Raw genomic sequence first — 13,577 nt, forward strand, 5'->3', positions numbered from 1 at the left:
GCTTTTTTAATATCTGCCGGATTTCATGGTGTGAAACTACCATCGGACACTACTCCGCTTTGTTTGGCCCTAAAAAGCGAATATCTTGCAAGTTAAAGCCTAGTTCTATATCGCACTTTAAAGCGGCGACGCGTTTACATAAACGAGCAGACTCAATGTGCTCATCCAATTTTTTACGGTATTTCGGTACGAGATCTTCACTAGCGTAGGCAGCTTCAATACTCTCAAACTGAGTGAGAATCTCTTTCGCTGCTTTCGGGCCAATTCCAGGTACGCCCGGAACCTGGCTAGAGCTTATCCCTGTCAATCCCCAGTAATCCGCTAGTTGACTTGGTTTTACGCCGAACTCTTTTTCGATAAATGGTTCATCTAACCAACGATGTTGGAAATAATCACGGATTTGTAGGGTAGGGGAAAGTAGCTGGCAGTAACCTTTGTCAGTCGAAACGATGGTGACTTTTTCACCATGGCTGGCCACTTTCGTTGCGAGTGTAGCAACCAAATCATCTGCTTCATCGCCTTCAGACAGCAATGAATCAATACCTTGCTCCCACCACGCTTGTTGAATCGCATCTAACCCTTGCAGTAGTGGCAGAGGCATTGGTTTTCGGTTTTGCTTATAGTCAGGGAGAGTTTCAGCGCGCCAACCTCTGTCTTGTTCGTGGTGATCAAAAACTGCGATGATGTGTGTCGGGTTGGCCTCTGACAGAATGCGAGTGAGGGTTCTTTGCGTTGTGGTTATGGTTCTTGCTATGTCGGTTGGATCTGGTTGTGCTGAGTGCACTCGGCGGATCAGGTTTAGGGCATCAATGATAACAAGATGAATAGACATAATGACTTAGCAATAAAAAAGGGGCGTAATGCCCCTAGTGTAACGAATGCTAGCCTGACTATCGACCACCAATTTCCGGGTGAGCGATTCGATAACACGGTTCGTAGTCTGAACCGCCAGGTAATTTCATTCGGTGCTGTTCGACAAAGTCTTTTAGCAACTTATCGAGTTTTTTCATGAGGACTGCGTCGCCATGAATGGTGAAAGGCCCTCTACGTTCTATTTCTCGAATACCTTCAGCCTTTACGTTACCTGCAACTATGCCAGAGAAGGCTTGACGCAAGTTGGCCGCTAAAACTTGCGGTTCTTGATCTAGGCTTAAATCCAATTGTTCCATCGACTCATGAGTAGGTTCAAATGGCAGTTGGAAGTTTGGCTCAATTTTCAATGACCAGTTAAAGCTGTACGCATCGCCTTTCTCTTTTCGGTGAAGGCGTACCGAGTCCATGGAGCGTTTCATAATACGAGCGACTTCTGCCGGGTCGTCAATGATGATCTCGTAGTGCTTTTGCCCTTCCTCACCAAGTGTGTCGCGAATGAACTCATCAATAGAGCGGAAGTACTCTTCACTCTCTTTTGGTCCTGTTAATACGATAGGCATTGGCTGATCGGCGTTATCCGGGTGCATCATGATGCCAAGAATGTACAGTAGCTCTTCCGCTGTGCCCGGGCCACCTGGGAAAATAACGATACCATGAGCCATACGGACGAAAGCTTCCAAGCGCTTTTCGATGTCGGGCATGATGACCAGCTCATTTACTATTGGGTTTGGTGGCTCGGCCGCAATAATCGAGGGCTCGGTTAAACCAAGATAACGTTGCTGAGTGTAACGTTGCTTTGCGTGCCCAATCGCTGCACCTTTCATCGGCCCTTCCATTGCGCCAGGGCCGCAACCTGTACAGATGTTAAGTTCACGTAGGCCCAGTTCGTTACCCACTTCACGTGTGTACTGATACTCCACTCCATTGATAGAGTGACCACCCCAACATACGACAAGATTCGGTGCGATACCTGGAGTTAATGCTCTGGCATTACGAAGAATGCCGAACACGAGGTTCGTAATGTGAATTGGGTTAGTAAGGTTGAGCCGCTGGGCGTCTGCCAAATGCATGTTTACGTAAACGATATCACGCAATACGGAGAACAGATGCTCTTGGATACCTTTAATTATTTCGCCGTCAACAAAAGCGTGCTCTGGCGGATTAGTCAGCTCAAGCTTAATACCACGCTCACGACGCACGACGTTGACATCAAACGATTGGTATTTATCGAGCAGTTCTTTCGAGTTATCGGTATGGCTACCGGAGTTCAACACCGCTAATGTGCAATTACGGTACAGCTGATAAAGTTCACTCGAGGCTGTGTTCTTTAAGCGCTCTACTTCTAGTTGAGATAGCAAGTCCATGCTACCAGCGGGGCTTATATGGGTAATCATAACGCCTCCTTGTGTTGCATTAATTTGAGGGAAAGTACCAACTTACCTTTTGGGTGTTATACGTATGGTTTGATGAAAGGTAGTTGGCCGATTTGGTTTTATGGTTATCAACTCCCAAGCAACCTCAAGATGATACATTTGCCTTTTATAAATACATCATCTTGAAGTGACTTGGGTTTTTACAGCTTAGCAGACTAAAAGGGAAGAAATGTGATAACTCGTTGAAAATGGGTGGTTATAAAGCGTAGATTGCACCAAATTTGGTTTGTTTGCTCGCTTTTTGTACGAATCTTAGCTCCAGTTAAGCTGGTTTGTTCCACGTTTTTTAGCGTCCGCAAGCATCTTGCCAAGACGATCGAGTACATACTCTGGCGTATCGGACTCTTTGAAAGACGTCGATACAGCAGCTAAGGTAATCATGATATTTTGCTCACGGAACTTAAAGGGTAATTGGCTAATATCACGCTGGATATGCTTAATCAGATCCAGTGTGTATTCTTCAGATTGTTCCGGGACGAGTAGAATAAACTCCTCGCCACCAAAGCGAGCTACTGTTTCCGTTTCTGATACGCGCTTGTTAATAGTACGAGCGATGATCTTCAGCGCTTTATCGCCAGCCGTATAACCATAGCTATCATTCACCGCTTTGAAGTTGTCTACATCAAATAGCACAACACGAAGGTTTTGCTGAGAGCGAATCCAACGGCGATACTCTAGCTCTAGTCGATCGTTAAATGCAGTGCGGTTATAAACTTTAGTCAGCGGGTCGAGCAACATACGCTGAGCTTGGTCATCTAAGCGTCGACGATAATCTTGCGTAGTTTCAAATACCGCTTCGAGTTGGTTCTTACTGTAACTTAACCGCTCTTGCAGCGCTTGCTCTCGCTCTTCCGTCATTTTCAGTCGCTCTGTCAGCGACGCCATTTTTTCGAGAAGAGGCGTGATTTCTTTTTTCACAACCGCGATATCTTGAGCTTGATTAAGTGACTTTTGGCTTAATTCAACCAAGCTGTTCATTTCTGTGTTGAGCTCTTGGCGGTGTTCAAAGTAGGTATGATGCTGGTCGACGTTCTGATGAACGGTTTTTAGGTTACTTGCGAGAGAAGTGTTCAGCTGATCAAGGAATTGGCTAGACGCCTCGCGCTCGAACTTTGTTGCTTCGACAACCAATTTCAGCGTTGAGAGCGTAAGCTCAATGAGAGACTCGGCACTCACGCCAAGGAGCAACTTAGCGCGAATATCCAGCAATCTATCGCCTGATTCTCCCTCGAAATCCAGCTCTGTAATAGTATGTTGGAGGTCGCTGGCTAAGCATTCAAGTTGAGATCTGTCAGGATTGTTTTCAAATTCACTAAGATGTAGACGTGAATTAGACGTGATGATTTTCAGAGCGCGTTCGTAAATACTCAGTAGCTTAGTGGCTTGATCAGCTTTATTGCTGGCGTGAACTTCAGAGAAACTCATCAGGTTCCGTAGTTCACGTTTTAACTGCGCAGGTAAGCCAGTGACACGTTGCAGTGTTTCACCACTGTGCTTGATTTGTTCGTCAAGGTAACCGTTCTGTTTATCCATCGTCTTCGACTGCTGTTTGAGCATCCTCTCTAATACCGCTAAACGCGGGATAAGAGTGCTGATATCTTTTTGATGTTGCAGCTCTTGTTGGATTTCAAATAGGTAGTTGGATACCTGAGTGTTCGAACCCTGGCAAGCTGAAGACAATGATGCCACAACGCGTTTAAGAACTTGTTGTTCACGTTTGAATTTGAGTGAAGTATCACGATGAGTCAGTCTGAGTTGGTCAAGTTGACAACTCAGCTGATGCAGCTGCGACTGAATATCGGATTCCAAGATTCCCATGAAGTGACTACGGTTAAGTCCATGTACTACTGACAATTATCTGATAATAACAAAAAACTTTATAGCGTCATTAGTTATTACGTTCAACAGGCGTTTAATTATCCATTTTTTAATATTTTCTTGATGTCGTCCTCATTCTTGTAGGACGAATGGATCTTGATCAGGCCTTGGCTAATGGCATGTTGACAGGCAGTTCTTATGTTACCTGTTGCAAAGCTAGCAGCAGGCGCATTATCGATGGCTTTTAAGAACACCCAGTGGCTTTGCTTATCCTTCAAGCTGACTTCTCGTGCGATGTGAGTCGCAAGCAACAACAGATCGAGTAATTCCTCATCGTTAATTGCAGTGTAGGCTCGGGGTAAGAACGGATAATCACTGATGCCCATACGAATAATACGATTGACGTTGTGCTGCTGAGCGAACTCATCCACCCAAGTCTGGAATTTTTCGAACATGACTTCGGCAGAAGCATCACGGTCAGCGTTCGGTTCTATATAGAGTAAGTTCGCATCTGAGAAATGGTAAAGACGCGACGGTTTTTCTATTTTTTCCGCAAGGAAGTCGCCAAATGCCCGTTCTAGTTCTAGACCTGCCTTATAGCCGTTATGGACGTACATGCTTCGTAAGAATGGCAAATCGATCATAACAAAGCGTAGGCGATCATTAAGTGGTTCGTGGATCAATTCACCCATTTGCCATTGCTCGAAAGTTTCGCTCGACTTTTTCAATGAGCGAGAAAGCTTAACATTCAGCATACGCAAGTTACGTAAACGAGAGCGAGAGTGGGTGAAGAGGTCGTTACGCAGTTTTTCGATTTCACTTGCTTGGCGCTGCATAATGACACCACGGCGCATAATGAACAAAAACATGACCAAGACAGTAATAAACAATGCAAATGAGATTTTCTGGAATTTACGATGCTCTCTTTCCACTTGCTCTAAGCGTTCTGATTGACCGATGTAATGGATGGTTTGTTCGGCAAATTCTTTTTGCTGACGGAACGCATCCTCACTGATTTGGTTAAGCTGCTTTTGTTCTAGACGAACGAGGTTGGTGTATTTTTTATAAGCTTGCAGAGAAAGTTTGTATTCGCCTGCCTGCTCGTAACCCAACCCAAGTAAACGGTATGACTGCTGCTTAATGAAGTTGTTATTTTCAGGTGACTTTTCAGCAAGCGCTAACGCCAGCTTAGCATTAGTAATGACGTCTTTACTGTCATTTTGATGATAAGCCAGACCTGACTGAAGCAGGGCAGCCTTTGCTTCAAGCTTAGGAATATTGGTGTATTCTAAAAGCTCTTTAGAGCGGTCTAAGTACTGCTCTGCTAGCGCGTAGTTATAGAGTTGTAGGTAGGTAGCCGCCAAGCTTAAGCGAATTTTAATGATTCTATTGATGTTCTTACTGGTACTTTCATGGTCAAGCACGTTGAAGTAATGCACTAACGCAAGGTTAAACTTACCCTGATAAAAGTAGATGTCGCCCATCTGCTCTAGGACGTCCGCTAGGATCGGAGAGCTAGGGTAAGAGTCATAAAAATCTGCGGCTTGAGATAAGTATTCGATCGCTTTGTCGTACACTCGTCGCTCCTGGAAGAGCCTAGCCAAAAGGCGATTCACTTTTGCTAATCTTGCACCACTGTTACTTTCAATAGATTGCCAATAACCGTATAGCAGTTCTGACAAAGCCAAATTGTATTTCTTGCTATTGAGGTAAAACTCGCCGACGGCAGTGTAGTAGTCGATCAAGGCTAACTCAGAGCGGCTATCGTCAAGCATGGTCTTTGCTTCAGAGTACAAGTTTTCCGCTTTAATGATATCGCCACTATGTGAAGCGAGGAGTGCTCTTTGCATCACTAGTCGGTAGCGAACGCTGTCGGTGCGTTGTAATACGGCATCGGCTTCATCGAGCTGTTGTTCAATTTGGTTAAGCGTGTCTTCCGCTTTTGAGTAGTTTTCGTCGTACATCCAAATCATTTGGTTGCGCATCAGCTGGAGATCTAAGTCCATGTACGGCAATTGATATTCTTGCGCTAAGCGTTCCGCTTTATTTAGGTGCTCGATAGCCGAACGAACATTACCCATGGCGTAATCTGCCTGAGCGATAATCTTGTGCGCTTCGATGGTGCTGCTTGGTGTGCGAACGCTACGATCTGTTTCGTCGCGAGACATGGCTGAAGGGCTGTCACTTTCTTTGCGTTCTGTTAGCTCACGCTGTGACAAATAGTTGGTTGCCGCTTGTTTTGCTTGTGATGGCTCTATTTCCGCCAATTGTTGTGCTTCGTTGAGTAACGCGGACGATAAAATGGTTGCATGAAGTGGCTGTACAAACAGCAAGCAAAGAAAGCCAATCAATTTGAATAGACGCGAACTGTCCCAAAACATCCTTTCGTTCCCTCGAACTGTTTTTAGATATGGCGATAACGGCGAAAAGCCTCAATTAGCCGTTTAAATGCGGGTTGAAGCCATTTGATATAGTAACATGCTTGGACAATAAAAACGTCCGGCAACCCTTTAGATTGCCGAACTTATTTCTGTTGCCTATGCGCTTACTGACGAGCCATACGGTGATTGTGAGCTGGCTTATCTTGTTCCGTTGAGCGGTAAGGGTTGATATCCAAGCCTCCACGGCGCGTATAGCGGGCAAATACGGTCAGTTTGCTTGGTTGGCAGTATTTCATTAGATCCGTAAAAATACGCTCTACACACTGTTCGTGGAACTCATTGTGCTCGCGGAAAGACACTAAGTAACGTAACAGCTTCTCACGATCTATTTTTGCGCCTTGGTAGCGAATTTCTACACTGCCCCAGTCGGGTTGGTTAGTGATCAAACAGTTTGATTTCAATAGGTGGCTATGTAGCACCTCTTCAACTTGTACTTCACCTGCTGCACCTTCAAGCAAATCGGCATCGAAATCGTAACTGGTGATGTTAATGTCTTGGTCATCAATACATTCACCGTCCATTGTTACGATAGGTTGATTGGTATAGTGGGTCACTGGATTCACCTCAACCAGCACCTTTTCACCTGCGCATTCAGAAAGGTCTTGTGTTAAACGCTCAGTCACTTCTTCCCAGCTTGCAAAGCGGGTTTGGTTATAGCTGTTTAAGTACAGTTTGAAAGACTTCGATTCAATCAAGTTTGCGCTGGTGGCTGGAATGTATACTTCGCCAACGGCCACTTGTGGTAAACCTTTACTATTTAACCAAGACAGTTCGTACAGCGTCCAAATGTCGTGCCCCATGAAAGGCAGAGTATCGCCTAACTGGAGGTCATCTCGGTTCAGGCTGCGAGGGACTGGTTGCAGCAAGCTTGGGTCATACTGGTTCGCATACTCGGTCGTTTTACCTAGTGTTAAGCCAGCAAGCTCTTTAGCGTCAGAATATTTGCTCATACTTTGTGGTCGTTTTCGATTAGAATGGCGAGAATTTTACTGAATCCGCTGGTCAATTGCCATCCGGCAAGTACGGCTATCTGATAAATAAGGAATGAGGAGACCTTCATGACCCAAAACGTTACTCAGGCGCTACAAGAGTTCAGCCTGCGCTACCAACAAGCTTGGCAAGCTAAGCACAATGAGTTGCCAAGCAGTGAAGAGCTTGCAGAGCTTGTTTCTCCTTGTGTCGAAGAGAAGCGTGATGGAAAGGTGCTTTGGAAAGCGGTCGCACGTGATGAAATGGCCGATTTCACCAATGTGGAAAATGCGATTGAGTTGTCACTGCAAGATGATGTTAAAGCCTTTTATGGTTCTCAATACTGCGCTGATATGGAGGCAACTTGGCAAGGTAATTCGTTGACGCTGCTGCAAGTGTGGAGCGATGACGATTTCGTGCGTCTACAAGAAAATATTCTTGGTCATTTGGTGACGCAGCGCCGCTTGAAACTTAAACCAACAGTATTTATCGCAGCGACAGATGAGGAAATGGATGTGATTTCTATTTGTAACCTCACTGGCAATGTGATTCTAGAGCGTTTGGGCACCTCTAAACGTGATGTATTGGCAGATTCATTGGTTGAGTTCTTGAATAAGTTAGAGGCTGCCGTCTAAGTATGTATGTTGTTGAGTTGCAGTTTGAGTGTTTTGATAACACCACCGTCAGCGCGGTAGACAAAGCCATTAATGGCTTGATGGATGCTCTGCGTTACAACGGCCAAGTATTAGGTCGTGAATTCCCGATAGTGATGGGAGAAGGTGAATTTTTCGTTCGTGTTGTTTGCCCAGAACAAGACAGCTTGCATCCACGTTATCACTCAGATTTCGTCAAAGTGTGCATGAACCGTTTGTCGGATGCGTCTTTGCTTGCTCCGAAAATGCGTATGCTGGGGCGTGATTTGAATTCAGAACAAGCAGCCGAAGAAGAGACACCTAGCTGGCAAGTGTTGTACACGACTTATGTTCATACGTGTTCGCCTTTGCGAAGTGGTGAAACCCTGTTGCCAATTCCTTTGTATCGTAATGAGCCAACACTTAATGGAGACCATAAAGCCGTCATTAAGTGGCAGACTGAGTGGCAAGCGTGTGATGAAATCCAAATGGCAGGGGGTTGCCGAGCGGAACATGCGGCGCTGCACGAAATTTGCGATGTGGATAGTGTGCTGTTTCGCCGAGGTTGGGACTTACGTGGCCGTATCGAATACATCACGAAGATCCCTACGTACTATTACCAGTATCGTGTCGGTGGTCAGTCGCTGGAGAGCGAGAAAGCGCGCAAGTGTCCAAAATGCGATGGCGAGTGGCTACTCGATGAGCCACTACATGACATATTTCATTTTAAGTGTGATGACTGCCGAATCGTGTCGAATATCTCTTGGGACCATCTTAAGTAGCGAATTGAAGCTACTTAAATGGGTAGATAGACAAATAGAAAGGGCTGATGTTTTCACATCAGCCCTTTTGTGTTTAGAACGTTTATGTTTAGAACGTTGTTTTCAGTCATGTTTTGAAAAGTGGGATTACCAACCTTTCACAACACCGCCTTTGAACAGCTCTTTTGCCGCTTCGTAAACTTCTTCCGTTTGGTAAGCTTTTACGAAGTTTTGTACGTTTTGCGCATTAACATTTTCTTCGCGAGCGACAATTAGGTTTACGTATGGTGAGTCTTTATCTTCAACGAACACGCCGTCACGCTCTGGCGATAGGTCGATAGAGCTTGCGTAAGTGGTGTTGATGATTGATAGCGTTACGTCATCCAATGAACGCGGAAGCTGTGGGGCTTCTAGTTCAATGATTTCGATATTTTTAGGGTTGCCTACGATGTCACGTACTGTAGCGAGTAGACCAACGCCATCACGTAGCGTAATCAAACCTTGTTGCTCAAGAAGCAGTAGTGAGCGACCTAGGTTAGTTGGGTCGTTTGGTACTGCGATGCGTGCGCCATCTTGAATTTCATCAATTGATTTTACTTGCTTTGAGTAACCAGCAATAGGGTAAACGAATGAGTTACCCGCGATAGCCAGTTTGTAGCCGCGGTCTTTCACTTGTTGGTCTAGGTATGGTTTGTGCTGGAACGCATTCGCGTCTACTGAACCATCATCCAGAGCGGCGTTTGGTGTTACGTAATCGGTAAATGTTACTAGCTCAACATCTAGGTTGTATTTCTCTTTTGCTACTTTAGCGGCAACTTCGGCTACTTGTGCTTCAGCACCAGCAATAACGCCAACTTTTACTTTGTTTACGTCTACTTCTTTGTCGCCGCAACCCGCTAGAGCAAGAGCAGAGGCGGCCGTTGCTACAGTCAAAAGACCTTTAAGGCTAAATTTCATCTTTATCTCCTTATAATTTGTATTTTTGATGCTTATCTGTGGTCTACACGGCGCACCACTGCGTCGCCGATAGACTGAATAATCTGTACTAGAACAATCAACATCACGACAGTCACGGCCATGATAGTTACATCGTAGCGGTGGAAACCGTAACGAATGGCTACGTCGCCTAGGCCGCCGCCGCCTACCGTACCCGCCATAGCTGAGTAGCTAACGAGAGTGACCAAGGTAATCGTTACTGAGTTAACAATAGTCGGCATTGCTTCAGGTAGTAGAACTTTTGTGATGATCTGTGTTGGTGTCGCCCCCATTGACTGCGCTGCTTCCACCAAGCCTGTCGGTACTTCTAATAAAGCACCTTCAATAAGACGAGCGACAAAAGGAATGGCGCCAATAGTCAGTGGGACGATTGCTGCGGTTGTGCCGATAAAGGTTCCAACTAGCATTTTTGTCACTGGAATAATCGCAACCATCAGTACGAGGAATGGCACTGAGCGACCAATGTTAACGATAGCGCCTAAGCCGCTATTTAGTTTGGTGTTTTCAAGTAGGCCGCCTTTCTTAGTAATATGGAGGATTACGCCTAATGGAATACCCACAGCAAAGCCGACTAATCCGGCAACCGCAACCATGTAAAGCGTTTCCCACGTTGCACCTAAAAGTAGTTTGCTGTTTAAACTCAGCCATTCAGAAATCGTATTAAAGGACATAACCAAGTACCTCTACTTTTACGTTGTGCTTACGCAGGTATTCAAGAGCTGCGTTGTCATCTTCTTCGTTACCAAATAGCTCTGCGACCATCATGCCGAATTTCACGCCACCAGCGTAATCAAGGTCGGAACTCAAAATACTCACATCAATATTGTATTTACGAGAAATTTGCGACATTAACGGTGCATCGACGGTTGCGCCAGTAAACTCTAAGCGAACCAACGGATAGCTGCCATCAACACGCTCTGCTTGCAGACGAGCTTGGTAATCTTCAGGAATGGAAAGATCCAGCGTTGAGCGAATGAATTGGTGCGCTAGCTCTGTCTTAGGGTGCGCAAAAATATCGCCAACGGTGCCTTTTTCCACCAGCTCACCACCACCGATGATTGCTACTTCGTGACAGATGCTTTTTACGACTTCCATTTCGTGAGTGATAAGTAAAATCGTGATGTTGAGTTTGCGGTTGATCTCTTTCAATAACTCAAGGATAGATTGAGTTGTTGCTGGGTCTAGTGCGCTAGTGGCCTCATCACAAAGCAGCACGCTAGGATCGGATGCCAATGCACGAGCAATTGCCACACGCTGTTTTTGGCCGCCACTTAAGTTAGATGGGTAGCTCTCGTGTTTGTCGGCTAAGCCTACAAGCTTTAGCAACTCAGTTACTTTTGTTGTGATTTGCGATTTGTCTTTACCTGCCAGTTCTAGTGGCAGTGCTACATTATCAAACACAGTACGAGACGAAAGCAGGTTAAAGTGCTGGAAGATCATGCCAATGTTACGGCGTGTTTCGACTAGTTGTTTTTTGCTGAGTTTGGTTAGATCCACACCATCAACGATGATGGAACCAGAGGTCGGCGCTTCTAACATGTTTACGCAGCGAATCAGCGTACTTTTACCAGCACCTGATGAACCGATAACACCAAAGATGGTGCCTTTGTCGATGTGTAGGTTAATGTCTTTCAGGGCAAGGATTTCCTTACTGCCTTGGTAGAACACTTTATTGACGTTTTTTATTTCTATCATGTTTCAACCTGCCCAAAGATACGGGGAACTTCGCTGTCAAAAACGGCCTTTGACAGAACTTAATGTTGAGCTTTATCTCAATTTTCAGTTGATGCTATGGGTTAAGCAGAATGAAGTCAATAGATATTTTTACGTCTAGACGTCTAAATGTATGGATGTTCTGTTTCGAAACGGAGATGTATAGATAGAAAGGAGGAGGTAGACGGCAGGGCACCCTCAGATTTACCGATTCTTGCCCAACAAATCAACCGTTTTGTCGAGGCCTAGAATGAATTAGATAGTGTTGAAGTTTATAAGGTATGTAATAATCTGATTAAACCGAGTTAATAGAGAAATACGTTTTGGCAAAACCTGCTGTTTTTATCGATCGTGATGGCGTGATAAACGTTGACCACGGCTACGTTCATGACGAACATGATTTTGAGTACATTGATGGTGTATTTGAAGCGACGAAAGCGCTAAAAGATAAAGGCTACCTTCTAGTGTTAGTGACGAATCAATCGGGCATCGCACGCGGTAAATTCAGTGAAGACCGTTTCTTGTCTCTGACTCAATGGATGGATTGGAACTTTGCTGATAATGGTGTTGAGTTCGATGGTATCTATTACTGTCCACATCATCCAGAACATGGCATTGGCGAGTACAAGCAAGATTGTGAGTGCCGTAAGCCAAAACCAGGTATGTTCATTTCTGCGCGTGACTTCTTGAAGATCGACATGGAGAAATCTGTGATGATCGGCGATAAAGCTGAAGACATGATGGCAGCAGAAGCGGCAGGCGTTGGCACTAAGATTTTGGTTCGCACTGGTAAGCCAGTAACGGAACAGGGCGAAGCCATTGCAACGGTAGTATTGGATAGCATTGCAGATGTGCCTGCGTACTTAAACAAGTAATATTCATTACTGACTGAGATAAGGGAAGCCACTGCTTCCCTTTTGTTTGATTCCTTCTTTTAATCTGAACACTTATGAGCAAAAAACTCACCATTCTTGATATCGCAAAATTGGCAGGCGTGGGCAAATCGACAGTAAGCCGTGTGCTTACTAACGATCCAAAAGTGAAACCCCAAACGCGAGAGAAGGTAGAGCAAATCATTCGTGAATCAGGCTACGTCCCATCAAAGTCGGCGCAGTCGATGCGTGGTGGCAGCCAAAAAGTCATTGGGGTTATCATCTCCCGTTTAGACTCACCATCAGAAAATCGCGCCGTTGGTACCATGCTCAATGCTTTGTATTCCGCTGGTTATGATGCGGTGATCATGGAGAGCCAATTCGATCGCGATAAAACCAATGAGCATTTGGATGTGCTTAGACGTCGCAACGTCGATGGGGTGATCGTGTTTGGTTTTACTGGATGTGATGAGCGAGCATTGGCGGAGTGGGGTAATCGTATCGTCGTGATCGCGATGGACACGCAAATGGTTTCTTCGATCAACTACGACAACCAAGGTGTGATAGACATGGCTTTGTCTCATCTTGAGCAGCAATCTTTATCTCGCATTGCTTATATTGGTGTTGACCCTGAAGACAAAACCACTGGCTTAGCTCGTCTAAATGCTTATAAAGCTTGGTGTCAACGCAAACAAATTACACCTTGTTTCCAGACGGGTAAGTTGAGCCATGAAAGTGCTTATCAGTTGGTAGACAAAGTCCTTCAATCTGACACTCAGGCCATCGTGTGCGCCAGTGACACCATCGCGTTGGGCGTGATTAAGCGTCTTCAAGAGTTAGGCCGTGAAGATGTGGTTGTGACAGGTGTTGGTGGTAATGAATTGCTCTCTTTCCTTTTCCCTAAAGTATTTAGTGTCGACCCCGGTTATACCCTTGCAGGTGAGAAGTCCGCTAACATGCTGATCAATCAATTAAATGGCGATGAGGAAGTGGTTCACTTTACTCAACAGCCTATCGTTTATTGACCCACACTAAAACGATCTGCTCTAAAATTATACTGTGATCACTC

The 13,577-nt window shown here is 45.2% G+C and carries 12 protein-coding genes; 4 read left to right on the forward strand and 8 right to left on the reverse strand.

Going from position 1 to position 13,577, the window contains the following annotated elements:
- Positions 1 to 49: 49 nt before the first annotated feature.
- The 5 genes from xni to queF form a co-directional block, all read right to left on the reverse strand.
- A complete protein-coding gene (xni, locus tag R7Z49_RS15410; protein WP_132937046.1) occupies positions 50 to 832 on the reverse strand; it encodes a flap endonuclease Xni in 783 nt (260 codons plus the stop codon).
- A 58-nt stretch (positions 833 to 890) separates the two neighbouring features.
- A complete protein-coding gene (gene ppnN / locus R7Z49_RS15415; RefSeq protein ID WP_005383611.1) occupies positions 891 to 2,267 on the reverse strand; it encodes a nucleotide 5'-monophosphate nucleosidase PpnN in 1,377 nt (458 codons plus the stop codon).
- A gap of 291 nt (positions 2,268 to 2,558) precedes the next feature.
- Complete coding sequence (locus tag R7Z49_RS15420; RefSeq protein ID WP_005381978.1) at positions 2,559 to 4,124, reverse strand: sensor domain-containing diguanylate cyclase; 1,566 nt, start codon at positions 4,122 to 4,124, stop codon at positions 2,559 to 2,561.
- A 98-nt stretch (positions 4,125 to 4,222) separates the two neighbouring features.
- On the reverse strand, positions 4,223 to 6,505 hold the full coding sequence (locus tag R7Z49_RS15425; RefSeq protein ID WP_017635678.1) for a tetratricopeptide repeat protein: 2,283 nt from the start codon (positions 6,503 to 6,505) through the stop codon (positions 4,223 to 4,225).
- Between the two features lie 164 nt (positions 6,506 to 6,669).
- Positions 6,670 to 7,515, reverse strand: coding sequence for an NADPH-dependent 7-cyano-7-deazaguanine reductase QueF (gene queF / locus R7Z49_RS15430; RefSeq protein WP_005383608.1), 846 nt, complete (start codon positions 7,513 to 7,515; stop codon positions 6,670 to 6,672).
- Positions 7,516 to 7,623: 108 nt separating this feature from the next.
- On the opposite strand from queF, the gene syd reads away from it, so the two are divergent.
- Positions 7,624 to 8,169, forward strand: coding sequence for a SecY-interacting protein (syd, locus tag R7Z49_RS15435; RefSeq protein ID WP_005381970.1), 546 nt, complete (start codon positions 7,624 to 7,626; stop codon positions 8,167 to 8,169).
- A gap of 2 nt (positions 8,170 to 8,171) precedes the next feature.
- Positions 8,172 to 8,948: a Zn-ribbon-containing protein gene (locus R7Z49_RS15440; RefSeq protein ID WP_005383605.1), complete on the forward strand. Its 777-nt coding sequence runs from the start codon at positions 8,172 to 8,174 to the stop codon at positions 8,946 to 8,948.
- A gap of 126 nt (positions 8,949 to 9,074) precedes the next feature.
- Here the strand turns inward: R7Z49_RS15440 and R7Z49_RS15445 are convergent, their stop codons facing one another.
- The 3 genes from R7Z49_RS15445 to metN are packed head-to-tail and all read right to left on the reverse strand — an operon-like array spanning position 9,075 to position 11,618.
- The gene (locus tag R7Z49_RS15445; RefSeq protein WP_005381966.1) at positions 9,075 to 9,884 is read right to left on the reverse strand and encodes a MetQ/NlpA family lipoprotein; all 810 of its coding nucleotides are present in this window, start codon (positions 9,882 to 9,884) and stop codon (positions 9,075 to 9,077) included.
- A gap of 32 nt (positions 9,885 to 9,916) precedes the next feature.
- Positions 9,917 to 10,594, reverse strand: a complete 678-nt coding sequence (locus R7Z49_RS15450; protein WP_005383604.1) for a methionine ABC transporter permease — start codon at positions 10,592 to 10,594, stop codon at positions 9,917 to 9,919.
- Entirely contained in the window at positions 10,584 to 11,618 is a 1,035-nt protein-coding gene (gene metN, locus R7Z49_RS15455; protein ID WP_005381962.1) for a methionine ABC transporter ATP-binding protein MetN, read from the reverse strand. Before metN ends, R7Z49_RS15450 begins: the two co-directional genes overlap by 11 nt.
- A gap of 341 nt (positions 11,619 to 11,959) precedes the next feature.
- Between metN and gmhB the strand changes: the two genes are divergently transcribed.
- On the forward strand, positions 11,960 to 12,511 hold the full coding sequence (gmhB, locus tag R7Z49_RS15460; protein ID WP_005381961.1) for a D-glycero-beta-D-manno-heptose 1,7-bisphosphate 7-phosphatase: 552 nt from the start codon (positions 11,960 to 11,962) through the stop codon (positions 12,509 to 12,511).
- Positions 12,512 to 12,585: 74 nt separating this feature from the next.
- Positions 12,586 to 13,533 carry a trehalose operon repressor TreR gene (gene treR, locus R7Z49_RS15465; RefSeq protein WP_085569903.1) on the forward strand — a complete coding sequence of 316 codons (948 nt, stop codon included), beginning with the start codon at positions 12,586 to 12,588 and terminating at the stop codon, positions 13,531 to 13,533.
- Positions 13,534 to 13,577 lie beyond the last annotated feature (44 nt).

The organism is Vibrio sp. 1562, assembly GCF_033340155.1.
Lineage (GTDB): Bacteria > Pseudomonadota > Gammaproteobacteria > Enterobacterales > Vibrionaceae > Vibrio > Vibrio alginolyticus.